The organism is Vogesella indigofera, assembly GCF_028548395.1.
GTDB classification, from domain to species: Bacteria; Pseudomonadota; Gammaproteobacteria; order Burkholderiales; family Chromobacteriaceae; genus Vogesella; species Vogesella indigofera_A.
In genome coordinates this window covers 211962-236919 of the sequence record NZ_JAQQLA010000001.1, presented here as the reverse complement: position 1 = coordinate 236919, position 24958 = coordinate 211962, and the positions used below count along the sequence as shown (strand labels likewise).

The 24958-nt window shown below is 63.8% G+C and carries 31 protein-coding genes and 1 tRNA gene; 23 read left to right on the top strand and 9 right to left on the bottom strand.

The features are described from left to right. Positions 1-60: 60 nt before the first annotated feature. On the bottom strand, positions 61-849 hold the full coding sequence (locus tag PQU89_RS01200) for an AraC family transcriptional regulator (RefSeq protein ID WP_272764233.1): 789 nt from the start codon (positions 847-849) through the stop codon (positions 61-63). Between the two features lie 96 nt (positions 850-945). On the opposite strand from PQU89_RS01200, the gene PQU89_RS01195 reads away from it, so the two are divergent. Further along, positions 946-1845 (top strand): DMT family transporter, encoded by a 900-nt coding sequence (locus PQU89_RS01195; RefSeq protein WP_272764232.1) that lies wholly within the window; start codon positions 946-948, stop codon positions 1843-1845. Between the two features lie 55 nt (positions 1846-1900). Here PQU89_RS01195 and PQU89_RS01190 read toward each other — a convergent pair. The 6 genes from PQU89_RS01190 to PQU89_RS01165 all read right to left on the bottom strand — a co-directional run bounded on the left by PQU89_RS01190 (position 1901) and on the right by PQU89_RS01165 (position 9819). After that, a tRNA-Leu gene (locus tag PQU89_RS01190) sits at positions 1901-1985 on the bottom strand. A gap of 71 nt (positions 1986-2056) precedes the next feature. Further along, positions 2057-3340: an acetyl-CoA C-acetyltransferase gene (locus PQU89_RS01185; protein WP_272764231.1), complete on the bottom strand. Its 1284-nt coding sequence runs from the start codon at positions 3338-3340 to the stop codon at positions 2057-2059. 191 nt (positions 3341-3531) lie between these two features. Then, entirely contained in the window at positions 3532-4920 is a 1389-nt protein-coding gene (bcaP, locus tag PQU89_RS01180; RefSeq protein ID WP_272764347.1) for a branched-chain amino acid transporter BcaP, read from the bottom strand. 954 nt (positions 4921-5874) lie between these two features. Continuing rightward, a complete protein-coding gene (locus tag PQU89_RS01175; RefSeq protein ID WP_272764230.1) occupies positions 5875-6519 on the bottom strand; it encodes a HugZ family pyridoxamine 5'-phosphate oxidase in 645 nt (214 codons plus the stop codon). A 553-nt stretch (positions 6520-7072) separates the two neighbouring features. Next, a complete protein-coding gene (locus PQU89_RS01170) occupies positions 7073-8062 on the bottom strand; it encodes a phage portal protein (RefSeq protein WP_272764229.1) in 990 nt (329 codons plus the stop codon). Beyond that, positions 8062-9819, bottom strand: coding sequence for a terminase ATPase subunit family protein (locus tag PQU89_RS01165; RefSeq protein ID WP_272764228.1), 1758 nt, complete (start codon positions 9817-9819; stop codon positions 8062-8064). Before PQU89_RS01165 ends, PQU89_RS01170 begins: the two co-directional genes overlap by 1 nt. Positions 9820-9964: 145 nt before the next feature. On the opposite strand from PQU89_RS01165, the gene PQU89_RS01160 reads away from it, so the two are divergent. From PQU89_RS01160 to PQU89_RS01125, 8 genes are all read left to right on the top strand, one after another. Next, positions 9965-10819 carry a GPO family capsid scaffolding protein gene (locus PQU89_RS01160; RefSeq protein ID WP_272764227.1) on the top strand — a complete coding sequence of 285 codons (855 nt, stop codon included), beginning with the start codon at positions 9965-9967 and terminating at the stop codon, positions 10817-10819. A 39-nt stretch (positions 10820-10858) separates the two neighbouring features. Then, complete coding sequence (locus tag PQU89_RS01155; RefSeq protein ID WP_272764226.1) at positions 10859-11896, top strand: phage major capsid protein, P2 family; 1038 nt, start codon at positions 10859-10861, stop codon at positions 11894-11896. Beyond that, entirely contained in the window at positions 11896-12555 is a 660-nt protein-coding gene (gene gpM, locus PQU89_RS01150) for a phage terminase small subunit (protein WP_272764225.1), read from the top strand. The genes PQU89_RS01155 and gpM overlap by 1 nt, the downstream gene beginning before the upstream one ends. A gap of 99 nt (positions 12556-12654) precedes the next feature. Further along, positions 12655-13128 (top strand): head completion/stabilization protein, encoded by a 474-nt coding sequence (locus PQU89_RS01145; RefSeq protein WP_272764224.1) that lies wholly within the window; start codon positions 12655-12657, stop codon positions 13126-13128. Further along, entirely contained in the window at positions 13128-13331 is a 204-nt protein-coding gene (locus tag PQU89_RS01140; protein WP_272764223.1) for a tail protein X, read from the top strand. The genes PQU89_RS01145 and PQU89_RS01140 overlap by 1 nt, the downstream gene beginning before the upstream one ends. A gap of 2 nt (positions 13332-13333) precedes the next feature. Continuing rightward, positions 13334-13708: a putative holin gene (locus tag PQU89_RS01135; protein WP_272764222.1), complete on the top strand. Its 375-nt coding sequence runs from the start codon at positions 13334-13336 to the stop codon at positions 13706-13708. Then, entirely contained in the window at positions 13705-14028 is a 324-nt protein-coding gene (locus tag PQU89_RS01130) for a phage holin family protein (protein WP_272764221.1), read from the top strand. Before PQU89_RS01135 ends, PQU89_RS01130 begins: the two co-directional genes overlap by 4 nt. Continuing rightward, entirely contained in the window at positions 14019-14813 is a 795-nt protein-coding gene (locus tag PQU89_RS01125; protein ID WP_272764220.1) for an N-acetylmuramidase domain-containing protein, read from the top strand. Before PQU89_RS01130 ends, PQU89_RS01125 begins: the two co-directional genes overlap by 10 nt. On the opposite strand, the gene PQU89_RS17135 is transcribed toward PQU89_RS01125, so the two are convergent. Then, complete coding sequence (locus PQU89_RS17135) at positions 14792-15070, bottom strand: hypothetical protein (RefSeq protein WP_373322765.1); 279 nt, start codon at positions 15068-15070, stop codon at positions 14792-14794. The two genes, PQU89_RS01125 and PQU89_RS17135, sit on opposite strands and share 22 nt — an antisense overlap. Between PQU89_RS17135 and lysC the strand changes: the two genes are divergently transcribed. The 13 genes from lysC (at position 15069) to PQU89_RS01060 (ending at position 22867) form a co-directional block, all read left to right on the top strand. Next, on the top strand, positions 15069-15395 hold the full coding sequence (gene lysC / locus PQU89_RS17130; RefSeq protein ID WP_373322764.1) for an Rz1-like lysis system protein LysC: 327 nt from the start codon (positions 15069-15071) through the stop codon (positions 15393-15395). The genes PQU89_RS17135 and lysC overlap by 2 nt on opposite strands. After that, positions 15388-15600, top strand: a complete 213-nt coding sequence (locus tag PQU89_RS01115; RefSeq protein WP_272764218.1) for a TraR/DksA family transcriptional regulator — start codon at positions 15388-15390, stop codon at positions 15598-15600. The genes lysC and PQU89_RS01115 overlap by 8 nt, the downstream gene beginning before the upstream one ends. Further along, entirely contained in the window at positions 15597-16070 is a 474-nt protein-coding gene (locus PQU89_RS01110) for a phage tail protein (RefSeq protein ID WP_272764217.1), read from the top strand. Before PQU89_RS01115 ends, PQU89_RS01110 begins: the two co-directional genes overlap by 4 nt. Continuing rightward, the gene (locus PQU89_RS01105; protein WP_272764216.1) at positions 16055-16495 is read left to right on the top strand and encodes a phage virion morphogenesis protein; all 441 of its coding nucleotides are present in this window, start codon (positions 16055-16057) and stop codon (positions 16493-16495) included. Before PQU89_RS01110 ends, PQU89_RS01105 begins: the two co-directional genes overlap by 16 nt. 72 nt (positions 16496-16567) lie before the next feature. Beyond that, positions 16568-17194 (top strand): phage baseplate assembly protein V, encoded by a 627-nt coding sequence (locus PQU89_RS01100; protein WP_272764215.1) that lies wholly within the window; start codon positions 16568-16570, stop codon positions 17192-17194. Further along, entirely contained in the window at positions 17191-17562 is a 372-nt protein-coding gene (locus tag PQU89_RS01095) for a GPW/gp25 family protein (protein WP_272764214.1), read from the top strand. The genes PQU89_RS01100 and PQU89_RS01095 overlap by 4 nt, the downstream gene beginning before the upstream one ends. Next, positions 17559-18458: a baseplate assembly protein gene (locus tag PQU89_RS01090; RefSeq protein WP_272764213.1), complete on the top strand. Its 900-nt coding sequence runs from the start codon at positions 17559-17561 to the stop codon at positions 18456-18458. The genes PQU89_RS01095 and PQU89_RS01090 overlap by 4 nt, the downstream gene beginning before the upstream one ends. After that, a complete protein-coding gene (locus PQU89_RS01085) occupies positions 18455-19021 on the top strand; it encodes a phage tail protein I (protein ID WP_272764212.1) in 567 nt (188 codons plus the stop codon). The genes PQU89_RS01090 and PQU89_RS01085 overlap by 4 nt, the downstream gene beginning before the upstream one ends. A 21-nt stretch (positions 19022-19042) precedes the next feature. Next, entirely contained in the window at positions 19043-20830 is a 1788-nt protein-coding gene (locus PQU89_RS01080; protein WP_272764211.1) for a phage tail protein, read from the top strand. Then, positions 20827-21609, top strand: a complete 783-nt coding sequence (locus PQU89_RS01075; RefSeq protein WP_272764210.1) for a hypothetical protein — start codon at positions 20827-20829, stop codon at positions 21607-21609. The genes PQU89_RS01080 and PQU89_RS01075 overlap by 4 nt, the downstream gene beginning before the upstream one ends. A 71-nt stretch (positions 21610-21680) precedes the next feature. Further along, a complete protein-coding gene (locus PQU89_RS01070) occupies positions 21681-22205 on the top strand; it encodes a DUF4376 domain-containing protein (protein WP_272764209.1) in 525 nt (174 codons plus the stop codon). After that, positions 22202-22519 carry a hypothetical protein gene (locus PQU89_RS01065; protein WP_272764208.1) on the top strand — a complete coding sequence of 106 codons (318 nt, stop codon included), beginning with the start codon at positions 22202-22204 and terminating at the stop codon, positions 22517-22519. Before PQU89_RS01070 ends, PQU89_RS01065 begins: the two co-directional genes overlap by 4 nt. A 102-nt stretch (positions 22520-22621) precedes the next feature. Then, on the top strand, positions 22622-22867 hold the full coding sequence (locus tag PQU89_RS01060) for a hypothetical protein (RefSeq protein ID WP_272764207.1): 246 nt from the start codon (positions 22622-22624) through the stop codon (positions 22865-22867). A gap of 330 nt (positions 22868-23197) precedes the next feature. Here PQU89_RS01060 and PQU89_RS01055 read toward each other — a convergent pair whose 3' ends face one another. Beyond that, positions 23198-23506, bottom strand: a complete 309-nt coding sequence (locus tag PQU89_RS01055) for a helix-turn-helix domain-containing protein (RefSeq protein WP_272764206.1) — start codon at positions 23504-23506, stop codon at positions 23198-23200. A 253-nt stretch (positions 23507-23759) separates the two neighbouring features. On the opposite strand from PQU89_RS01055, the gene PQU89_RS01050 reads away from it, so the two are divergent. Further along, positions 23760-24932, top strand: coding sequence for a phage tail sheath protein (locus PQU89_RS01050; RefSeq protein ID WP_272764205.1), 1173 nt, complete (start codon positions 23760-23762; stop codon positions 24930-24932). Positions 24933-24958 lie beyond the last annotated feature (26 nt).

Here is a 24958-nt window from a genome sequence, read left to right as displayed (position 1 = left end):
TTGGCGACAAGGTTGGCCGCAATGCTTTGTGCCGTGCTGTTTTGTCACACGCGCGCCGCCTCAGCCCTCGCCACGCATCTGCCGCCGGTAGCGCTCCGGCGAAAAACCGACCTGCTTGCCGAACATGGCGATGAACGCCGACGGCGTGCCGTAGCCCAGCTGTGCAGCGATGTCCTGCACCGGCCAGCCCTCCTTCAGCCACGCCAGCGCCTGCAGCAGCCGCACACGGTTGCGCCACTGCACGAAGCTCATCCCCAGCTGCTGCTGGAAGCGCCGCGCCAACGTGCGCTCGGTGCTGTGCACCCGCTGTGCCCAGTGGCCCAGCGTGGTGTTGTCGCCTGGTGCCGCACGGATGGCGGCCAGGATGGGCTGCAGCTGGCGGTCGCTGCTGTCCGGCAGGTAGCTGTCAACGCTGCCGGCGCGCACCAGATGCTCGACCAGCAGCTCGGCCTGACACACATCCCACGCGTCGCCCATCGCCGCCACCTCGCGCTGGCGGAAATCCTCCAGCAAGGCGCGTACCAGCGGCGTCTGCGCGATCAGGCAGGCGTGTGCCGGCAGACGCGCAGCCAGCGCCGGGCTGACATACACCGACAGATAGTCCATCGCCTGTCGCACGTGCGCGGCGTGCGCCATCTCCGCCGGCACCCACACCAGATAATCAGCCGGCGCGATCAGCCGCCTGTCGTCGAGCACCAGTTCCAGCAGGCCGAGGCTGATGCGATTGATCTGGCCCCACGGATGGCGGTGCGGCCCGAAGTCGGTATTGGCCATGAACTGCTCGTAGCGGAAGTACAGCGGTGCCGGCGGCGGCAGCTGCAGGTCGATGGCGGAGTAAGGCGGCAGCATGTTGTCGGATTCGGTGCATGAGTTTGTCTGTTTCGCATTATAAGCAACAAAACAGACAGGCTTACACTGGCGCCATCTTGCTGCAGGAGCGTTGTCATGGCCGTACTGTTTCCCCTGCTGGCGGTGCTGATCTGGGCCGCCAACACCGTTGTTTCCAAGGCTGCCGCCGGCGTGTTCGACCCGGCCGCCATTTCCTTCTACCGCTGGCTGGTCGCCGCCGTGGTGCTGACGCCGCTGCTGGCGCGCCCGCTGTGGCGCCGTCGCGCCGAGCTGCGCCCGCACCTGCCGCAGCTTGCCGTGCTGTCGCTATTGGGCATGGTGATGTACCAGTGTCTGGCCTACTACGCCGCGCACAGCACCACCGCCACCAATATGGGCGTGATCTGCGCGCTGATCCCGCTGCTGGGGCTGGTGCTGAACGGCGTGGTGTTCCGCCAGCACATCGCGCCGGCAGCCATGCTGGGCGTGACGCTGTCGCTGGCCGGCGTGCTGTACCTGCTCGGCCACGGCGATCCGGCCAGCCTGCTGGCCGGCGGCATCAACCGTGGCGACGCGCTGATGCTGATCGGCTCGGCGTCGTACGCGCTGTACGGCATCCTCTACAAGCGCTGGGCGCCGCCGTTCGGGCAGTGGCTGAACCTGTACGCCCAGGTGCTGCTGGCGGTGGCGATGCTGAGCCCGCTTGCCGCCAGCGCCGACAGCCTGGCCATCCCCGCCGCCGGCATCCCGCTGGTACTGTTCGCCGGCATCGCCTCTTCCATCCTCGCCGCCTACTTCTGGATGCGCGGCCTGCAGCAGCTGGGCAGTGAACGCACCGCCATCTTCATGAACCTGCTGCCGCTGTTTACCGCGCTGATCGCCAGCGTGACGCTGGGCGAAACCATCCACGCCTACCACTGGCTGGGCGGCGGCCTGATCCTGCTCGGCGTCAGCCTGACCCAGGGCAGCCTCGCCCCGCTGTGGCGGCGCTGGCGACCGGCGGCCCAATCTACGTAAAGCCTGGACGACAAAAAACCCGCAACCTGATGGATGCGGGTTTTGTGCTAGTGGCTGGTGCCCCCGACCGGAATCGAACCGGTACAGCTTGCGCCGAGGGATTTTAAGTCCCTTGTGTCTACCAATTTCACCACAGGGGCACAGACAGGGCGCTGATTCTAGCGCATAAGCGCTGCCGGCGGCAATCTGCGGCCAAGCCTAGCCGCCTTGCTCAGCGTGACAGGATGGCGGTGACGCCCTGACCGCCGGCGGCGCAGATCGAGATCAGCCCGCGGCCGCTGCCCTTCTCGGCCAGCAGCTTGGCCAGTGTCGCCACCACGCGGCCGCCGGTGGCGGCAAACGGGTGACCGGCTGCGATGGAGCTGCCGTTGACGTTGAGCTTGCTGCGGTCGATGCTGCCCAGCGCGCCGGGCAGACCCAGGCGGTCTCGGCAGAAGTCGTCCGACTCCCACGCGGCCAGGGTGCACAGCACCACCGCGGCAAAGGCCTCGTGGATTTCGTAAAAGTCAAAATCCTGCAGGCGCAGGCCATGCTTTTGCAGCAGACGCGGAATGGCGTAGGCCGGCGCCATCAGCAGCCCTTCGCGCTCGTCGACAAAATCGACCGCCGCGACTTCGCCGGCGTCGAGCCAGGCCAGCACCGGCAGATTATTGGCCGCCGCCCATTCCTCACTGGCCAGCAGCACCGCCGACGCGCCGTCGGTGAGCGGCGAGGCGTTGGCAGCGGTGATGCTGCCATTGCCGCGATCAAACGCCGGTGCCAGTGTCGCCATTTTCTGCAGCGTGCTGTCCGGGCGCAGGTTGTTGTCGCGCTGCAGGCCGTGGTACGGCATCACCAGATCGTCGAAAAAGCCGCGCTCGTAGGCTGCGGCCAACTTTTGGTGGCTGGCCAGCGCCAGCTCGTCCTGCGCCTGACGGCTGATGCCGTAGCGTCGGGCGGTGATTTCGGCATGCTGACCCATGGATTTTCCGGTGCGCGGCTCGGCATTGGCCGGCAGCTCCGGCAGCAGGTGCGCCGGCTTCAGTGCGCGCAGCAGATGGCGCAGCTTGGCACCGCTGCCCTTGGCGGCGTTGAGGTCCATCAGCGCCCGCTGCAGGCCGCGATGCACCGCCACCGGCGCATCCGAAGTGGTGTCGCTGCCGCAGGCGATGCCGACGTCGATCTGTCCCAGCGCAATCTTGTTAGCAACCAGGATAGCCGCTTCCAGCCCGGTGCCGCAGGCCTGCTGTACGTCGTAGGCCGGGGTGGCCGGGTGCAGGCCGGACGACAGCACGCATTCGCGCACCAGGTTCCAGTCGCGGGCGTGCTTCATCACCGCGCCGCCCACCACCTCCCCCAGCACCTTGCCCTGCAGGCCGTACTTGTCCACCAGTCCCTTCAGGGTGTCGGTCAGCATGGTGTGGTTGGAAAGCTGGGCGTAGGCGGTGCCGGAGCGGGCAAAGGGAATGCGGTTGGCGCCGACGATGGCGACCTTGCGGGGCTGGCCGTGAAGCATGGGGAATCCTCGTGTGCGGTGGTGATGTGTTGTTATGGTGTGGCCGCGCCGGGCGCGGCGACCAACCATTAAACACCCGTTTCAAACGACACGGCAATGTGTGCTGCCAGCACAACCACGCCACACCAAAACAATGCGGCCAACCTTGAACCCAAGGTTGGCCGCATCCGCTTACCGCTACTGACAGCGGATCAGCGTGGCTTGTGCAGCAGCGAATTGCGCCGCGAATAGCCGAAGTACACGCCGAGACCGATCAGCAGCCACACCACGAAGCACAGCCAGGTCAGCGCCGACAGCTGCGTCATCAGGAACACACAGAACAGGATCGCAAGCATCGGCACGTACGGCACCGCCGGGCAGTAGAACTTGCGCGGCAGATCCGGCTCGCGCTTGCGCAGCACGATCACCGCCAGTGCGATCAGCGAGAACGCGGCCAGGGTGCCGATGTTGACCAGCTCCGCCAGCGTGTGCAGCGGCACGAAACCGGCGATCAGCGCGATCACCGTCCCGATCAGCCACGTCGCCTTGTATGGGGTGCCGTATTTCGGATTGATCTCGGAGAACACCTTCGGCAGCAGCCCGTCGCGCGACATGGCCAGCAGGATGCGGGTCTGGCCGTAGGTCATCACCAGGATCACCGTCATCATGCCGAGAATGGCGCCCAGATCGACAAAACCGGCAAACCAGTCCAGCTTCGCCACTTGCAGCGCCAGCGACACCGGGTGGTCGATGCCGGCAAACTGCGCGTATGGCACGATGCCGGTCATGATCGCGGACACGATCACGTATAGCAGCGAGCAGATCGCCAGCGACCAGATCACCCCTTTCGGAATGTCGCGCGCCGGGTCCTTCACCTCTTCCGCCGCGCAGGTCACCGCATCGAAGCCGAGGAAGCTGAAGAACACGATGGCGGCGCCGTGGAACACGCCGTCAAAGCCGTACGGCAGTGCCGGCGACCAGTTCACCGGCTTCACGTGCCATACGCCGATGACGATGAACAGCACCACCACCGCCACCTTGATCAGCACCACGATATTGTTGACGCGCTTGGATTCCTTGATGCCGAAAGCCAGCAAGCCGGTGATGATCATCGCGATGCAGAACGCCGGCAGGTTGAACAGCGTGTCCTTGCCCGGTACCGCGCCGGCGGCCGCCGTCAGCGCCTCGGGCAGGGTGACACCGAAGCCGGCGAGCAGGCTCTGGAAGTAGCCGGACCAGCCCACTGACACCGCCGACGACGCCAGCAGGTATTCCAGCATCAGGTCCCAGCCGATGATCCACGCCACCAGTTCTCCCAGCGTGGCGTAGGCGTAGGTATAGGTCGAACCGGAAATCGGCAGCATCGCCGCGAATTCCGCGTAGCACAGCGCAGCAAAACCGCAGGCCAGCGCGCCGATCACGAACGACAGCACCAGCCCCGGCCCGGCCACGGTGGCACCGGTGCCGGTCAGCACGAAAATCCCGGTACCGATAATGGCACCAATCCCCAGCATGGTCAGGTCGAACGCCGTCAGTTCCTTGCGCAACCCTTGTGAGGTCTGCGCGAACTCCAGCATGCCCTGAACGCTTTTTTTGCGCATCAAGCCCATGTATTTCTTGTCCCTAATGTTGGCCGCAGCGGCTGCCTGTTGTTATTCAAGGCGGCAATCCGGCAGGCGGCAGATCGTCTGATTTGTCCAGGGTTTGCCAGCGGCGCTGCCGCCCGCCGCCGGGGGCTAACGCAGTACCGTGACAAACAAGGGGCGGGATGTTACCGCAAGCACAGGGACCGGCAAATACTCCGATCGGCGCCTGCCTTTACGCCGCTTGCCTGGCGCCGGCACCGCCATTTCAGAAAACGCTACCGTTTATTCTTTTCTGCAAAAAATATTGCCAAAGCCGGTCAATTGCAGCCACAAACCAATCCATGCACTCTTTTGACATAATCGAAATCGCAAACATAAATTTGCATACAATCGATCAAAAACATTCGGCTTTTGGCACAGGACACCATCAAAACCGCCACGCCAACCGCCTAGCGGCAGTACTTCGGCCTTGTGAATCACACCGAGCATCCGGCGATACGCCGTCGCATGAGCGTGACCAGACCGGCAAGTACCGGGTCTTGCCAGCAGCAGAGAGAAACTGGGACTTGCCCTTGGACGGGATGGGGATTGCTACATCATGCAGTCCGGCGCTCAGGGCCAACGCAAGGTTGGCTGCAGCCCGATCTGCGGTGTGACGTGGCGTGAAGGTGCGGATGTAGCAGGCGTCCAGCGCGCTGCCGTTGCCCGGCTGGGCAGGCAGGCAGGAATCGTACAGAGGCTCACTGTGGCCTCGGCGGCGCCCGGCTTGCGGGCGGCATCGAATGCGGCTGGCTCGCCGCCCGACGCTGCACACAGGGAGATTATCTGCGACTGGCGCAACGCCTAGTCCGGCAGAGTCTGAACGAGGCCAGCAAACGGGTTAGAGCACGCGGCAGCATTCCGTACTCGAACGGCTGCAGTCTTGCGCAGGGTCTTGTGCGCCAGCACTACCCGCTGACGGCAGCGCGCCTAAGCGGCCGCGGCCAGTCGCGCCTGTGCCGTCGCCAGCAAGGTCGCCTCGCTCGCCGGTGTGGCGAAGTCCAGCCGCTGCCGCACGCCGTCGCGCAGCACGTCCAGCCCGCAGACATCCAGCCCCAGCAGCTGCAGCGCCGTATCCGCCGGCTGCAGTACCGCCAGCAGCGCCTGCTCCTGCGCCGCCGCCAGCTGCGGCAACGCCGCCCAGTCGCTGGCATCGACCCAGCCCATGCGGCCGAAGCCGCCGATAAAGCGCAGGCGCTTGGGCTGCAGGCAGAAGAAATGGAAATCACCCAGCGCCAGGTAATCGGCGAACGCCGGGCAATAGCGCAGCAGCCGCGCCTGCGTCGCCGTGTCCGGCGACATTGCCTGCAGATCGCCCACCAGCGTCATGCGCTCGCCTTGCAGCACGTCCTCCCCCGCCTGTTGCAGCAGCACGCTGACGCGGCCGTCGGCGCGCACATTGCGGCAATGCTCGGCCAGCTCGCTCATCAGTAGCCACGGCCGGTGCGCCGCATCCAGTGCAAACGGCAACACGGTGACAAAGGGATAACCCGGCAGCGCCTGCGACTGTGTCGCCAGCGCCAGCGAGCTGCAGCGGTGCAGCAGGGACAGACAATCGGTAACGGGGATGTTCATGGCAAAGGTTGGCCGCAACAGGGAGATGCTCCCAGCTTAGGCAACATCGCCGGGCACGGCAATCGGCATCGGCGGTGCCGCCGTAGCGCAACAGGCAAGGCGGACAAAACAAAACCCCCAGCAAACTTGGTTTGCTGGGGGTTTGTCTGGAGGCGCGATCCAGAGTCGAACTGGACTGACCGGATTTGCAATCCATTTCAAAAGCATATTTATCAAACACTTAAAATAACAACCACCAATTTAACCACTCTGATAAAAGTAGTGTCGCATTCTTATCGCAGTGCCTGCATCAAAACTATGCTGTAGCGCATGAAAATGCCAATCTTGTTGTGGGGGGAAAATATGGTCGAAAGCCGCGTCAACACGGGTTCACATTGGGGTCATGCTGGTGCATAAAAACCCACGCATGAAGCGGGCAGGCGTGGCGGGGCTACGAGGGCGCGCGCCGGGGGTTGGCAGCCTGGAAATTGAGCCAGGCGACGCGGCGCTGGCCAACTGACTGCAGGCGAAAAAAAACCGCCTTGCGGCGGTTGGGTGGGGTGCTGGCGAGGTGTCAGTCGTCCAGCTGGTACGGCTGGAACTTCACCACCTCGATGCCAAGCAGATCGTTGATTTCGAGGAAGCGCTCCTGCAGCGGTACCAGCTCGTTACGCCAGAACACCTTGGCCGACTTCTCCACGTCGCCGAACCCGCCGGTGTTGTTCGGCAGCACGCCCATAAGCTGGGGCGGTACACGGTGCATGGCCATCACGTCGTCGCGGGTGGCGTTCTTGATGCCCAGGAATTCGTCCTTGGCCGCCACCTCGGCCACCGGGATCACCTTCAAGCTGTCCTTGGTGCCGTTGGGCGTGTACAGGAACAGGTTGCGGAAGTTGCCCGGCCCCTTGCTGCGGCGCATCGCATCGCGGATCGCGTCCACATCCTCCTGGTTCATTGCGCTGTCGGTCAGGTGCAGGATAAAGCCAGCATGTGAGCCGTTGAGGTAATAGCGGCGGCGGAACAGCGTGGCCGACTCGTTCAGCAAAGCTGACTGCAGGCCGGCCAGATAATCCGGCAGCCCGTACACCTCCTGGTTGATGTCGGGTTCCATCAGGTGGATGGTGCGGCCAAGAAGGTGGGCGTTATCCAGTTTTGGCACCCACCAGTAGCCGGTCATATCCAGGCTGCGGCGCACGTACTTGGCCGGTGCCGGTTTCAGGCTGATCACCGCACGGAAGCGGTTTTCGATCTGCTCCAGGTAGCAGTTGCCGAACACCAGGTAATCCATGGCCAGCCGCGAGAACGCCGACCGGCTCAGCAGCTTGTGCGGGGTAAAGGTGCTGGCCAGAATGTTGCGCTTCACCACCAGCGCGCTGGCATGGTGCACGCTGGCATCCTTGGCGCGGGCCAGGCCGTCAAAGCTCAGCGGCGGCTCAAACCAGTTGTCGGTGGGTGCGCACTCCAGGTAGTCCATCAGCCCGCGATGATCAAGCACCGGCTCCGGGTCGCCAAAGGCAAACGCCTCGACATTGGCAGGGGTTGGCAGGGTATCCAATTCGGACATCAGAAAATCTCCACTGTGCCTTTCAGGGCACCGTCCTGCCCTTCAAGCGGTTCGTTGTAAAGGGCGTGCATCGTTGCCCACGCCAGATCGGCGTGGCTGGTTTCTTCCGAGCGGCCGGCGGCATAGGTTGCCTGCCGGCCACTGCTGGTCATCGTTTTGCGGATCGACATGAAGGACGCCACCACCTCGTTCCAGCCGGCGTCGAACTGCAGCCGGCCCTTGCTGATCACGTCATAGGTTTTCAGCACCAAGCGGTTTTTCACCTCCGGGCTGTAGTTGAAGCCAGTCGCATCCGGTCGGAACTGGCGAACTAGCTGGTACACGCCCTGCCCCAGGCCGGTCACGTCGATACCCAGGTAGGTCACGTTGTAGCGGTTGCATGCCTGCTTGATTTTTTCGGCTTGGGGGGCGAAGTCCATGCCGCGGAACTGGTGGCGCTCCAGTATGCGGAACGGGCCGCCAGGTGCCAGCGGCGGCGCCACCACCACCAGCGCGGCGCTGTCACCGGACAAACTGGGGTCGTAGCCAATCCACACCGGGCGGTTGCCAAACGGGCGCGCGGCGAACGACTTGAAGTCGTCCCATATCTCCCAGCTGTCCACCATGCAGCGCTCCATCATGGCAAACGGGAACACGCTGCCGCTGTCGTCCATGAACTGGCACTGGAACAGCTGCAGGAACTCGTCCGGGCTGTACTCCAGTCGCAGCTGGTCCAGGTCGAACAGGTCGCAGCCGCCGGACAGTGCGTCGTCAATGGTTACGATCTGCCGGTACTGGCCATCCTCGCAGCGTCGACCGGCGGCCAGTGCGGCATGGCTGACATCCAGCTTGATCTGCTCGGCCTTGGCGCGGCCACGGTTGAACAGCTGGCCGGACCAGAACGGGTACGCCTCATGCGAAATGGCCGAGGGGGTGGAAAAGTAGGTCTGGCGCCAGCGCTTCTGACTGGCCATGCCACTGGCCACCTTGCGCAGCGTCTGGAACTTGGGAATCCAGAAGTATTCGTCCAGGTACAGGTTGCCGTGATAGCTCTGTGCGGTGCGGCTGTTGGTGCCCAGGAAGATCAGCTCGGCCTCGTTGGGCAGAACGATCTTGTCGACGCCCTTCAAATCCACCTCGGCCACCTCGCGGGCGAACTGCTGGATGTAGCTCTTGAACTGGAACGCCTGCGACTTGCTGGCCGACAGGAAAATCTGGTTGCGCCCGGTCTGCAGCGCGTCCACCAGTGCTTCGCGGGCAAAGTAGAACGTGGCGCCGATCTGGCGGCTTTTCAGCAGGTTGCGGATCCGTTCTTTCAGGCCGGCGCGGTACCAATGCTTCTGGTAGTCGAACAGGCCATCCATGAAAGCCGCCACCAGCTTTTCCTGCTGCTCCTCGCTGATGCCGTTTTTCACCGGCGGCTTGCGCGGCCCGGCATTGCGGTTGGCCACCTTCGGGTTCAGGTCCGCCTCGTTGCCGCCGTTGTTGAACTTGCGCACCCGTGCGGTGCGCTCCATCTGGCGGCCCAGCGCGTCCAGCTCCTTGTACTCGCTGTTGCCTTTGTTCGGCATGGCAATCAGCTGAATCATGCGCGCTTCCAGCGCCACATCCACCCGGTCAACCGGGGTCATGTCATCCCAGCTGTCACGCCGCTTCCAGCTGTGCACGGTCGCCGGATTCTCGCCGATCGTTTCGGCAATGCGGGAAATACGCCAGCCCTGAAAGTACAGGTCGCGGGCGATGCGGCGCGGGTCTAGGTCTTGGGCAATTTCAATCATGTGGCGATGGTGCCGCCACGGCGGGGCGCTGGCCTGCAGGCCGGATTGTCGGGCGGTCCGGCACAACAACCACCGATTGATGAGGCCGGCCCAGCACAACAACATGGCCGCATCAACCCTGGACCGACCGACAGAGGAAACCGACATGGCCGACAAAGCCGCCAAGAAATCCAAGTTTTTCCGCGTGGCCGTAAGTGGCGCCACCACCGATGGCCGCACCATTTCCCGCCTCGACATCCAGCAGATGGCGGCCAACTACAACCCGGCCACCTACGGTGCCCGCGTCAACCTAGAACACTTCCGCAGCATCGCGCCGGATAGCACTTTCCGCATGTACGGCGATGTGCAGGCGCTGAAATCCGAGGAAGTCACCATCAACGGTGAAAAACAGCTCGGGCTGTTTGCTCAGATCGACCCCACCACTGACTTGGTGGACATGGTCAACATCAAGCGCCAGAAGGTCTTCACCTCCATCGAGATTGACCCCGACTTTGCCGGTAAAGGTGAGGCCTACCTGGTCGGGGTCGCCGTCACCGACACCCCGGCCAGCCTCGGCACCGAAATGCTCAAGTTCTGTGCCGGTGCGCAATCGAATCCGCTGGCCGCCCGCAAGCAGCGCCCGGCCAACCTGTTCACCGAAGCCCTGCTCGCCGACATCGAGTTCGAAGAAGACGGCGTCACTACCAGTGCGCTGGAAACCTTCACCGCCAAGATCAAGCAGATGCTGGGCGGCCACAAGGCCACCAATGACGGCAACTTCACCGCCCTCACCCAGGCCATCGAGCTGATTGCCGACAGCCAGAAAGACCTGCTGCAGAAGTTTGCCGCGCTGCCGACCGGTTCGCCGGCCACTGGCGAGTTCGTGGCCAAGAAAGACTTTGACCAGCTCAAGGCGGCCCACGATGCCCTGGTGCAGCAGCTGAGTGAAGACGATGCCGGCAAGCCGCGCAGCTTCGCCACCGGCGCCAAAGACAACGCCGACGATGTGCTCGACTGCTAATCACGCGGCACCACACCCCGTCACCCCAAAGGACCGAAAATGAAAGAACTGACCCGCAAGCGCTTCACCGAGCTGCAAATTGCCCTGGCCACGCTGAACAATGCCGCCGAGCCGACCAAGTCCTACTCCGTCGTGCCGACCGTGCAGCAGACGCTGGAAGAAAAAATCCAGGAATCGGCCAACTTCCTGCAGATGATCAACATCCAGCCGGTGGACGATCAAGAAGGCGAGCCGCTGGGCCTGTATGCCGCCTCGCCGGTAGCCAGCCGTACAGATACTTCCGGCGGCGCGCGCCGCCAGCCGAAAGACCCGACCGGCCTGCAGTCGCACAAGTACCGCTGCGAGAAAACCAACTTCGATACCGCCATCAACTACGCCAAGCTGGATGCCTGGAGCAAGTTCAAGGACTTCAAGTCGCGCGTGCGTGCCGTCACCATTCGCCAGCAGGCCCGCGACCGCATCATGATCGGCTTCAACGGCACCCATGTTGCCGCCACCACCGACATTGCCACCAACCCGCTGTTGCAGGACGTGAACATCGGCTGGCTGGAGAAATACCGCCTGGAAGCGGAAGAGCGCGTCATGGCCGAAGTGGCGGCAGGTTCCGGCAAAGTGAAAGTTGGCCCGAGCGTGGCCGTGGCGGATGGTTATCGCAACCTCGACGCCCTGGTCATGGATGCCGTCGACAACCTGATCGAACCGCAGTTTGCCGAAGACACCGACCTGGTAGTCATCGTTGGCCGCAAGCTGCTGGGCGACAAATACTTCCCGCAAGCCAACAAGGACAACGCGCCTAGCGAACAACTGGCGCTGCAGACCATCATCAGCCAGAAGCGCATCGGCAACCTGCCGGCGGTGCGCGTGCCGTTCTTCCCCGATAACGCCCTGCTGATCACCCCGCTGAAAAACCTGTCCATCTACTATCAGGACGGTGCCCGCCGCCAGAGCGTGAAGGACGAAGAAGAGTTCGACCGCATCGCGTTCTACGAGTCGTCCAACGATGCCTACGTGGTGGAGAACTACGAGGCCGGCTGCCTGGTGGAAAACATCGAACTGGTGGCCGAGGTGGCTGCGTAATGACCAGCCCAGCCCGCCGTCACTTTCTGAGAAAGGCCGCAGCCCAGGTCGCCGTCAATGACGGCGGCGGCCTGCGTGATGCCACTCACTACGAGCGCATGCTGATGAAGCTGGCCGAGGACAAGCGCCGGCTCAAGCAGATCCAGTCCAACCAAGCCAAGGCGGAATACAAGCGCAAGGTGCTGCCGGAATACCAGCCATGGGTGGAAGGTGTGCTGCTGGGGGAAACAGGTCAGCAGGATGACGTGCTGATGACCGTCATGCTGTGGGCAGTCGATGCCGGTAACTACCTTACGGCACTGATGATTGGCGCCTATGCGCTGCGCTTCAAGCTGGCCATGCCAGACACCTACAAGCGCGACGCGGCCAACACCCTGGCAGAAGAAATCGCGGACGCGGCCAAACGTGCCCGCGACGAGAAAACCGCCTTCGATGCTGCCGTGCTGAAAAACGCGCTTTCCCTCACCGAAGCCTGCGACATGTTCGACCCGGTGCGCGCCAAGCTGCTCAAGGAAACCGGCCTTGCCATCGAACAGACCGACCCGCAAGCGGCGCTGGAGTATCTGGCCCGCGCCAAGTCGCTGGATGACAAGGTGGGGGTGGTGAAGGACATCGAGCGCATTACCCGCAATCTCAAGAACTCAGCCGGAAACGGCTAAACCGAGCGTACCCCGCGAACCGACGGCAGGGGAGCAAGGGCAGACACTCGCCATCGCCTGACGCTCCCCTCCACCGTCCCTTTTCTGACAAGGCCAGCCATGGGATTCATTGCCGTAGCAGAAGACGACCCAAGCCAAAGCCCCGCCGTAACCGTCCCCAATAGCCCGTTCTGGCCCGACATCAATCTGTCGGACCTGCGGGACGCCATGCGCATCGACAACACGGTAACAGCGGGCCGTCTGCTGGGAGCGGTCACCGAGGCCATGGCGTCGGTCAATCATGAGCTGCGCGACTGGCGCCAGCAGCAGCTGGCCAAGGGCTACGCCAAGGCGGACCAGGTGCCAGCAGATGAAATCGCGGGCGTTAGCATCATCCTGCAGCGCTACTTGCGCGCGGTTGGCTGCCGCACCAAGGCCATCCTGGTGGAGCGGTTGCGCGACTTTGACACCACCACTGCCGGCGACAAGCGCGCCGACCGACTGGACCCGACCATTGATGACCTGCGCCGCGATGCGCTGTGGGCCATCAATGACATTGCCGGCAAGTCGCGCAGCACCATCGAGCTGATCTGATGAAAGTCCGCGCGCACCAGGGCGACACCGTGGACGCCATTTGCTGGCGCCACTACGGGCGCACCGCCGGCGTCAACGAGCAGGTGCTGCTGGCCAATCCGGGCCTGGCCGACTTTGGCCCTACCCTGCCGCACGGCACCCTGGTGGAACTCCCCGAACTCACCACGCCACCGCAAAAGCGGATGGTCAACCTATGGGACTGAAAATGGCAGAACCGACCAGCACCACTACCGCCACCTTTGCGCTCACCGGCGCCAGCCTGTTTGCCCTCTTCCCCGGTGTCGATGCCGGCGTTGTCCTGGGCGCATTTGCCGGCGCCGCCGTGTTCGTGCTCAGCAGCAACGACATCAGCAACCCGCGAAAGATCGCCTATCTCTGTCTGGCCTTCTTTGCCGGTCTGCTGGCGGCACCGATGGCAGCCAGCCTGCTGGCCACCGTGCTGCCGGAAAAAGTGCAGGTGCCGGCCAGTGTCGGTGCCCTGCTGGCAGCGGCCATCGTCATCAAGCTGCTGATCTGGCTGATCGACCGCGCCGGCGACCCAGGCGCCCTGCTGGCCAGCCTACGCGGGGGTGGCAAATGAGCAAGCTGGACCTGTTCACCGCCCTGCTGTGCGCGCTGTCGGCGCTACGCCTGATCCTGTTTGCGCGTGGCGGCGGCGCCCACCGCCCCTACGCCAGCCTGCTGGCCTATCTGCTGATTGTGGCCACCGGCGCGCTGGCACTGCTGATCCTGTTCGGCCGGGTGCACGGCACCAGTTGGCCGCAGCTGGTCATCAATGCCGTATTCACCGCCGCGCTATGGGCGGTGCGTGGCAACGTGGTGGAGCTGTTCCGCCAGGTTGACCCCTACGCCGCCGACTGCCGCCTGCTCACGCTCCTAAGGAAAACATCATGGTTCTGATCGTCGGTAGCAAGGGCGCCGCCGTGACCGAGCTGCAGCGGCTGCTGGTGGCCGCCGGAATCAAGGTGCTGGTCGATGGCGACTACGGAGAAGCTACCGCCAAGGCGGTGTCGGCCTTCCAGCGCAAGGCGGGGCTGGTGGTAGATGGTGCTGCCGGGCCACGCACGCTGGACGCGCTGCGCAATGGCCAGCGCCACCCGCGCGCACTGACCGAAGCGGACATCAAGCGCGTGGCCAAGCGGCTGGAGGTAACCGCTGCCAGTATCCGCGCCGTGTGCGACGTGGAAAGCGACGGCAGCGGCTTTGCCGCCGATGGCCGCCCGGATGTGCTGTTCGAACGTCATGTGTTCTACCAGCGCCTGCAGGCGGCGGGCCGAGATGCCAAGGCACTGGCCGAGCGTTATCCGAACCTGGTAGCCACCAAGCGTGGCGGCTACGCCGGCGGCAGCGCGGAATGGGGTCGCCTCAATGGCGCGGCCACCATTGACCGCGCCATTGCCTACGAATCCGCCAGCTGGGGGCTGTTCCAGATCATGGGCTATCACTGGCAGCGGCTGGGTTACGCCAGCGTCGAAGCCTTCGCCACCCTGCAGTGCCAGGACGAAGGGCAGCAGCTGGAAGCCTTCGCCCGCTTCATCGAGGCCAGCCCGCTGATCCACCGCGCGCTGCGCGAAGGGCGCTGGGCCGCCTTCGCCCGTCTCTACAACGGGCCGAAGTACCGGGAAAACCTCTACGACGTGAAGCTGGCGCGCGCCGCCGCGCGCTACGAAAGGTTGGCCGCATGACACCCGCCACCATGCTGCGCCTCGGCGCGGCGCTCGTTGCCGGCCTGCTGCTGTGGAAGGGGGCCAGCGCCGTCTGGCAGCTCAAGGATGACCACGACCGGCTGCAGCGTGAGCTGTTGGCCGCAGAAACCCAGCGCGACACCGCGCGCCAGGCCAACGCCACCCAGGCGCAGCAGCTGGAATGGCTGCAACGCTTTGCCGTGGACCAGCAGCAGGACGCCCGCGCGCTGATCGCCAAGCTGGAAGCCATCAACCATGCGGCCAACCTGCAGGCCGCCAAACTGGAAGCCGCCATCAATGAAACCGAATCCGCAAAACAATGGGCTGCTACTCAGCTGCCTGCTGCTGTTGCCAGCGTGCTCGACAACACCGCCGGCGCCAGCGCTGCAGCCGGCGCCGGTGCAGATCGTCCAGCCGTGCCCGCCGGTAACGGCCTGCCTGCTGCCGCGCTCGGCACCGCAGCGCAACGGCCAGCTGGCAGCGGCACTGCAGCAGACGCGGGCGGCGCTTGACGCCTGCGCCGCCAAAATCGACGCCATTACCACCTGTCAGCAACGACAAGCGAAGCCAGCCGATGACTAAACTATTCGACCTTGCCCAGGATCGGGAGCAACGCTTCCGTGATGAAGCACTGGCACGGCAGGCAGCGGCCAGTCGCGCGCTGGGGCCGAGCCTTAGCCACTGCGATGACTGTGGCGATGAAATCCCACCGCTACGCCGAGAGAAAGTGCCTGGCTGCACTCGCTGCGTGCCGTGCCAGTCTGCCCGTGAGCAGCTACGCCGATGAACAAGCCCACCTCGCTGCGCCGCTCCATCGAGGCCGCCTTGCCGGACGTGAAGGCCAACCCGGACAAGCTCAAGGTGTTCATCGATGAAGGTCAGGTGGTGTCGACCGGCACCGCCTCGCTGTCGTTCGAATACGGCTACACCCTCAACGTCATCGTCACCGACTACGGCGACCACCCCAACCTGCTGATGCTGGCCACCCTGGTGTGGCTACGCAGCCATCAACCGGAAATGCTGCGCAACAAGGATCTGATGCGCGACGGCTTCAAGTTTGAGGCAGAGCAGATCAGCCACAAGGTCGTGGACATCGCCATCAAGCTCAAGCTCACCGAGCGCGTGCGCGTCAGCGAGAACGGCCAGCAGCTGGTGGCAGAATGCCTGCCTGAACCGGTCGACCAGTACGACGGCTGGACATGGGAGCTGCTGGTGCGCGACACCATCGATGGCAGTGAAACATGGCCGACGACCTGACCCGCCTGCACCAGTGGGCCGATGGCCTGCTGCAGCAAATATCCCCCGCCGCCCGCCGGCAACTGGCGCGCGACGTGGCCAAACAGCTGCGCGCCAGCCAGCAAAAGCGCATTGCCTCACAGGCCAACCCGGACGGCACCGCCTACGCCCCCCGCCTGCGCCAGAAGGCTGGCCACATCCGCCGGCAGATGTTCGCCAAGATGCGAACCACCCGCTATCTCAAGATGCAGGCCAGCAGTGACGCCGCCGTGGTCAGCTTTGCCGGCCAGGTGCAGCGCATCGCCAGCGTGCACCAGCTGGGCCTGCGCGACCGCGTGCGCCCCGGTGGGCCGGAAGTGCAGTACACCCGCCGCGAGCTGCTGGGCTACACCGACCAGGACGAAGACCAGATCACCGAACTGGTGCTGGCGCACCTCGCCAGATAGCCGGACTTGTGCCAGTCAACGACACAACATCCACCGCATGACCTGCCGCCCGGCGCGCGGCAACCTTGCCACATGAGCGAATCAGCAGAACAAATCCGCCGCACCGACAACGTGATACGCCTCGGCACCATAGCCGAGGTCAACCACGCAACGGCGCGCGTGCGGGTGAAATCCGGCGGCAACGACAGCAACTGGCTGGCCTGGCTCAGTCTGCGCGCCGGCACCACTCGCGAATGGAACCCTCCGACAGCGGGCGAACAGTGTCTGGTGCTAAGCCCCGGCGGTGAGATGGCCGCCGGCATCGTGCTGCTGGGCATCTTTTCTGACGCTATTCCAGCCCCCAGCGCCAGCCCGGACGAACACCTGCGCGAGTACCCGGACGGTGCCCGCATCCTCTACAACCACGCCACTGGTGCGCTGTCGGCAACCGGTATCAAGACCGCCTTGGTAGAAGCCTCCGAAAAATGCACCGTCGACTGCCCGGAATCGGAGTTCACCGGCAACGTGCTGGTGCGCGGGACGCTCACATACCTGGACGGGCTGAATAACGCTGGCACCGGCACCGGCGCCACCATCAGCGGCCCGATCGATCACAACGGAGAACTGACCAACACCGGCAGTATCAGCAGCAACGGGGTGGTACTGGCGACCCACCGCCACCCGGATGCTGACGGCGGCACAACAGGGGCGCCACTATGACCGCAACCTACACCGGCCTGAATGTACGAACCGGCCGCACCATCACCGATACCGAACACCTGCAGCAATCGGTGGCCGACATCATCGGCACGCCGATTGGCAGTGTCATCACCCTGCGCGAATACGGCACTTACAACATGCAGATGATTGACCAGCCGATGACCAAGGCGCTGCGGCTGCAGCTGATCGCCGCCACCGTAATGGCCCTACTGCGCTGGGAACCGCGGGCGCGTCCGGCCAATGTATCGCTGGACATGGGCGAACAAACCAGCCGGTGGGAATTCAACTTGACGATGGTGCGTACCGAAGGGCCGCTGGCCGGTAAAGCGGTGGCTCTGTCAGTGCCCTATACAAGGACACGCACATGACCGTAGACCTGAGCAAGCTGGAGCCACCTGATCTGGTCGAAGCGCTGGACTTCGACACCTTGCTGGCCGAGCGCAAGGAAGCACTGATCGCTCTGTACCCTGCAGACGAACAGGACGCCATCCGCCTAACCCTGCAACTGGAGTCTGAACCGCTGGTACGCATGCTGCGAGAGAACACCTACCGCGAGTTGATCTTGCGTCAGCGGATAAATGAGGCTGCCCGTGCAACTATGTTGGCGTTCGCCACCGGCGCCGACCTTGACAATCGTGCCGCCGATTACGGCGTTGAGCGCCTGCTGATTGCCTCTGCCAACCTTGACGCTGTGCCACCGGTGCCGGCGGTATGGGAAGACGATGATCGACTGCGCTATCGCTGCCAGCTGTCGCTGGAAGGACTCACCGTAGCCGGCAGTCGCGGCGCCTACTTGTTCCACACCATGACCGCATCGGCCAACGTGCTTCACGCCAAGGTGATTCGACCGGAACCGGGGCTGATACGGGTCTATATCATGGATCGTCGCAGTAACGGCACGCCGGACCAGGCATTGCTGGACACCGTGGCCAGCTACCTTTCAGCAGAAGACCGCATCCCGCTTTGCGACACCGTAGAAGCTGCGGCTGGCCAGCCAAAGGCATTTGCCATCACGGCAGAAATCGAGTTCAAGGACGGTGCGTTGACCGCGGGGGGCGGACTGGATGCAGCCAGGCTGAGACTGGATGCCATGCTTGCCGAACAGCGTCGTCTCGGGGAAAGCGTTCCGAGATCGCTGATCGACGCCACCTTGCATGCCGCCGATGTGAAGCGCGTCACCCTACTGCTACCGGCAGCGGATATTGATTGTGCCGATGGCGAATTTCCAGACTGTACCGCCATCACGCTAAGCGCCGCGCCATGACCCATCGCACCTTGCTACCGCCAGGTAGCACGCAGCTGGAAATCAGAACAGCGGAAGTTTGTGCGCCAGGTATCGACCCGACACCACTGCGCTGGCTGGCCGATGCCAACCGCTGCCCCGTCGCCTTCCTGCCATGGCTGGCGTGGGCACGTTCGGTGGAAGGCTTCGACGCCGCCAGCAGTGTAGAGCGCCAGCGCGCGCTGATCCGCCAGTCGATCGACATCCACAAGCGCAAAGGCACTGTGGCTGCCGTGCGTGATGTTTTCCGCGCGCTGGGTCTCGGTGAGGTTGACATCGAAACCGGTCGCTCCGGCTACCGCCGCGACGGCACCCGCACCCGTACGGCCTTCAACAAGCGCGGCACCCGCGCCGATGCCTGGGCCGAATACCGCGTGGTCTGCCACAGCCGCCTGACGGTGCAGCAGGCAACCTTTGCTCGCCAGATGTTGGCCGAGATTGCCCCCGTCCGTTGCCACCTGTTCGAGCTGGACTTCAGCCAGGCAGCACTCACCCGCAACGGACTGGCCAGTCGCAATGGCAGCTACACACGCGGCTCCACCTAACCCCGATCACCCGGAGAACTCATGGGAAACTTGATTGAAACCGCCACCTGGGCGGCCGGCGTGCCCTACTTTGAAGCGGATGCCATCCTGACCGGAGGCCCGGACTGCCCGGACAACATCCCGGTGCAGGTGCTGGCCAACCGCACAGCCTTCCTGAAAAAACAGATCGACGACGCGGTATCCGGCGCGCTGACTGTGATGTACGCCACCCGCCTCAAGACCGCTCGCACCATCACCATGACCGGCGACGGCAGCTGGGCGGCAGCGTTCGATGGCAACGGCAATGTCACCTCGGCGATGACGCTGGCCAGCACTGGCGTGGCCGCTGGTACCTACCGCAGCGTCACTGTCGACGTTAAGGGCCGCGTTACCGCCGGCAGCAACCCCAGCACGCTGGCGGGCTACGGCATCACCGACGCACAGCCGCTCGATGCTGATCTGACCGCACTGGCCGCGCTCCTCACCACCGGTTTCTACGTCAACACCGGTGTCGGTACCGTGGCCGCACGTACATTGACCGCCGGTGCCGGCATCAGTATCAGCAATGGCGATGGCGTCGCCGGCAATCCGGTGATCACCAACACCGGAGTCACCTCGCTGGCTGGTACCACCAACCAGGTCAACGTGTCGGCGGCGTCCGGCGGCATCACGCTGTCGCTGCCACAGGCGATCCACAGCGGCGCCAAGCCGTCGTTCGCCCAGGTCGCTCTCGCATCCGACCCGAGCAACGCCCTCGATGCCGCCACCAAACAATACGTCGACAACATGGCGGCCGGCCTTGAGGTCAAGACCTCGGTACGCGCCGCCACCACAGCCAATATCACGCTGTCCGGCACGCAGACTGTCGACGGCGTAGCGCTGGTCGCCGGTGATCGTGTGCTGGTGAAAAACCAGGCCACTGCCAGCCAGAACGGCATCTACCTGGTAGCGGCCGGCGCGTGGACGCGCACCACCGACACCGACGCGTGGGGCGAGCTGATCAGCGCCTTTGTCTTTGTTGAGAGCGGCACTAGCAACGCCGACAGCGGCTGGGTGTGTACTGTCGATCCGGGTGGCACGCTCGGCACCACCAGCGTCAGCTGGACGCAGTTTGCCGGCGCCGGCACGGTCACCGCCGGCACTGGTCTGGCCGTGTCTGGCAACCAAGTGGCACTCGCCGCCGGCAGCAACGTGCTCGCGTTGCACAACCTCGCCAGCACCGGCATGGTGATCCGTACCGGCGCGGGCACAGTTGCCGCACGGACGCTGACAGCCGGTGCCGGCGTCACAGTGACCAACGGCGATGGCGTCGCTGGCAACCCGACCGTCGCGTTGTCCGCCAGTGGTGTTGGCGCCGGCACCTATCCGAAAGTGACGGTCGATGCCTACGGCCGGGTCACCGGCGGTGCGGCTCTGACCGCCGCGGATATTCCGTCGCTGGACTGGAGCAAGATCACCAGTGGCACCGATCTGGTTGCTGAGATCGATCGAGTTCAAGGCTGGAGTGCCGCGCAGCGCGGCACCGTAGCAGCACTGACCGATGCCGCCACCATCGCCGTGGATCTGGCCCTCTCCAACAACTACAGCCTCACGCTGGCGGGTAACCGCACACTCGGCACACCGACTAATGCCGTTGCTGGCCAGAGCGGCATCATCGCCGTGACGCAAGATGCTACCGGCTCGCGCACGCTGGCCTTCGGCGCCAACTGGAAATTTGGCGGCGGCACTGCGCCGGCGCTGTCCACGGCCGCCGGTGCTGTGGACTACCTGGCGTACTACGTCGAAACAGCGACTCGCGTATTTGTCTCCCTGGTGAAGGACGTGAAATGACGGTGCCAGCTAATTTGGCGGCACCGCTGCTGGCGGGTGCCGAGGTGCTAGTGCTATTTGCAACGACCGATCTGGCGCTCAGTGCCACGGCGCTCAATACGGCAACATTGGCCGCACTGGGTGGTAGCTGGCGTACCGGCGCGGTCATCCGCGTCAAGGTGCTGCCGGGGGTGACCCTGATCGCAGCATCCGCTGCCGCCGCGTGCTTCTCGTTCGGAGCCGAGTTTGCCGGCAATACCGTGATCTTCGACAACCAGGGCACGGTGTACGGCCGTGGTGGTACCGGTGGTCAGGGCGGTACCGGTGTGTACCGCGGCGGTGGCGGTGGCGGTGGGGTGCCGCTGGGAGCTGGCGGTGCAGCCAACACCGGCTCGACAGTGGGCAAACCCGGTGGCACTGGTGGTATCGCAGTGCAAACGGCGGTGCCGCTGCAAGTCAGCAACGCGGGTGTCATTGCCGGCGGAGGTGGTGGCGGCGGCGGTGCGGGTGGTGGCGGCAACGGATCGGGCACCGGCACGCCAACAGCCGGCGCCACGGCCACACAAAGCACGGCCGGCGGTGGCGGTACTACAACGGGTAACAGCGCTACCTATGCAAACGCAGGCGGTACGGGCGGAGCACTGGGGGTGGCTGGTGGTACCGGCAAACGGCCTCAGGATTTTGGCGCGACATCTGGTGACGCCGCCGGTGCAGGCGGTGCGGCTGGCGCGGCCATCGCCGTCGCCGGCGGTGCGGTGACCTACCTTGTGCGCGGCACGATTTACGGCGCAGCACCATAACAAACGGAGGATGCATTGTGTTTCTGAGAGACGGACAACCGATTTTTGACACCGGGTTTACTCACCAGGAGGTGACCTACCCACCGGGCTGGCTGGCACTCGCTACTACAGAAGAACTTGCTGCACTCGGCATCCGTAAGGTGCCGGAACCGCCTAGTTCGCTGCATGTGTGGGATGGTGAGGCATGGACGCTTGATGCCGCTGGCGAAGCTACACACTTCGCCGCCCGCCGCATCGAGCTACTGGCCGCCATCACCGCCGAGCGTGACCAACGCGAAGAAGCGGGCTTCCTGTATCGCGGCAAGCTGCTCGACTCCACCCCACGCAGTGTGCAGCGCATCACTGCCGCCGCGCTGGCTGCCCAGGCTGCGCTGGCAGCCGGCCAGCCGTTCGGCATTGAATGGACCTGCGCCGACAACAGCGTACTGACCCTCGATGCAGCCGGCGTGATCGGCATACCTGTGGCGCTGGCGCAGCACGCGGCTGCGCTGCACGCTCATGCGCGCCAGCTGAAAACAGAGGTGGAGGCCGCTGACAGCGAGGCAGAGCTGGCCGCCATCGACATTCAGGCCAGCTGGCCTGGCAGTGCCGCATGAGGCGCCGCCTGGTCCTGCTCGGGCTGTGGCTGGCCGCAACGTTGGCCGCGCTGCTGGCCCTGCTGTGGGGACTGCCCGCTGCGCTGGTCGGCTCGCCGCGCACGGTGCGCATCGCCGTCGGCGGCGACCAGATGCTGAATGCGGCGTGGGGCGGTAGCGAGGACGAAACCATTAGCAGCCGCGCCGGCAAAGGCGCACGCGCCGGCATCTGGCACTGGTGCCTACTGTGCCGGCTGCTTGACTGGCTGGACCCCGGCCACTGCCAGAAGAGCATCGAAACAGATGAAGGCCGGCCCGCTCCCGTCGACAAATAAAATAAGCAGCCGTGCCACTTATGTATTAAGCACAAATTTAAAACAAATAGTTGCAAATAACGTAGGCAACACCTACCATGCCAAAGGTATAAACAACCATTCATGGATAATGAGATGGGTCGAACATTTCTCACCACCTTGGCCGCAGCACTTTCTTTTGCTTATATGGTGTATCTATTCAACATGGGTTTATTTGGGCTCTCTGCTGCTCAGACTCAGGCAGATTGTACTGATGCAATCATCAAGGAAGCCGACAAGGTGAATCCAGATTTAGAGCATGCAATTAACAATGAGTGCATGCGATTGACGGTACAAAGTAAGGTGGTCAATGAGGTAATGAAGAAATAACCTGAAACAAAACTTACCCCCGCACTGTTAACTGCGGGGGTTTTTGTTATCTGGAGGAAAACATTTAGTGGTCACGGTCCCCTTGTAGCTGCCTTGCCTCAAACTGCAACGCACTGCTCACCGAGGTCATGAAGAACTGTAACGTGGGGTCTTTGTGGTGGTTGCTCATTGCCTCCCCCATCCCGGCCAGACAGGAACAGAGGTTTTCGAGGGTATCGGCCGGACTGTCGCCGATCAGGGGATTGAGGGTGGTGGCTGCAATTCGGGTACACATAGGTCGGGCATCGCTCAAAACAAAATAACAATGCCATATTTTGAATCAAACTGTATTCACTTGGTATTGGCGGAACCGCCAGTATTGGCACCCAGTAACCGGGCAACCAGCTCGGTGCGGTTGGTAGTGCCCAGCTTTCGGGCGATCATCTCTAGGTGTGCCCGCACCGTTCTTTCGCTGACAAAAAGTGCGGCGGCCATCGCGTCGTTGGTCATGCCGCACTCCAGCAGGCTGGCAATATCGCGCTCGCGCTCTGTCAGCTGAGCCAGCACGCCCGCCCGACGACTGGCCCGCGCCAAGCCATCGTTGACCAGCTGCAGCAGATCGCTGGCCAACTCCCCTCTTCGCTCCGCATCGATGTCCATGGCGATGCCTTCAGACTTCCCGATGACACACTCCAATATCAACAGCATATCGCCAGTGTCTGCCGCTCCGAGGATGTCTCGTAGCAGGGTGGCAGATGAAGGGTCCATGCTCGTTGCTCGGCCTGTGGCCTGATTCTTTCCGTGATAGCTGTCTGCCGCTTGTGCCGCAAGCCGGCACAACAAGCACGAGCAGCGGCTAAAGCGCACGCGCGGCATGCTCTGCTCTGCATTCTAATCTCCGGAGATCACAGGAATGGCAGCAGACCAATACCACCACGGCGTGCGGGTCGTGGAAGCCAGCGATGGCACCCGTACCATCCGCACCGCGGAAACCGCCACCATCGGGGTGGTGTGTACCGCCGAAGACGCCGACGACACCGTATTCCCCTACGACACCCCGGTGCTGATCACCAACGTGATGAACGCCCTGGGCAAGGCCGGCGACACCGGCACCATGGCGCACACACTGGACGCCATCAGCGACCAGACCAACCCGATTATTGTCATGGTGCGGGCCCGCGAAGGTGCTACGCCGGAAGAAACCACCTCCAACCTGATCGGCACCGTGGACGGCGCCCGCTACACCGGCATGAAAGCGCTGCTGGCGGCCAAGTCCCGCCTGAAGGTGAAGCCGCGCATTCTCGGCGTGCCAGGGCTGGACAGCCTGCCGGTGGCTACCGAGTTGGTGAGCATTGCGCAGAAGCTGCGCGGCTTCGTGTACGCCTCGGCCTTCGGCGCGGAAACCAAGGAAGCTGCCGTCGCCTACCGCGACAACTTCGGCGCCCGCGAAATCATGACCATCTGGCCGGACTTCACCGGCTGGGATACCACGGCCAACCAGGAAAAGAGCGCCTACGCCATCGCCCGTGCGCTGGGCCTGCGCGCCAAGATCGACCACGAAATCGGCTGGCACAAAACCCTGTCCAACGTGCCGGTCAACGGTGTAACCGGCATCAGCCACGACGTGTTCTGGGATCTGCAGGACCCGAACACCGACGCCGGCTATCTGAACGCCAACGAGGTCACCTCCCTGATTCAGGAGGGCGGCTACCGCTTCTGGGGTTCGCGCACCTGCAGCATCGACCCGCTGTTCCAGTTCGAGAACTACACCCGCACCGCACAGATCGTGGCCGACACCATGGCCGAGGCGCACATGTGGGCGGTGGATGGCCCGTTGACCGTATCGCGTGCCCGTGATCTGGTGGAAGGGCTGAACGCCAAGTTCCGCGAGTGGACCCGCCTGGAATATCTGATCGGCGGCGAAGCCTGGGTGGATGTGGACATCAACACCAAGGACACCCTCAAGGCCGGCAAGCTGTACATCGACTACGACTACACCCCGGTGCCACCGCTCGAAAACCTCACCTTCCGCCAGCGCATCACCGACCGCTACCTGGTCGACTTTGCCAAGGCCGTCGCCGTGTAACCACGCGGGCCGGGCAACCGGCCTGC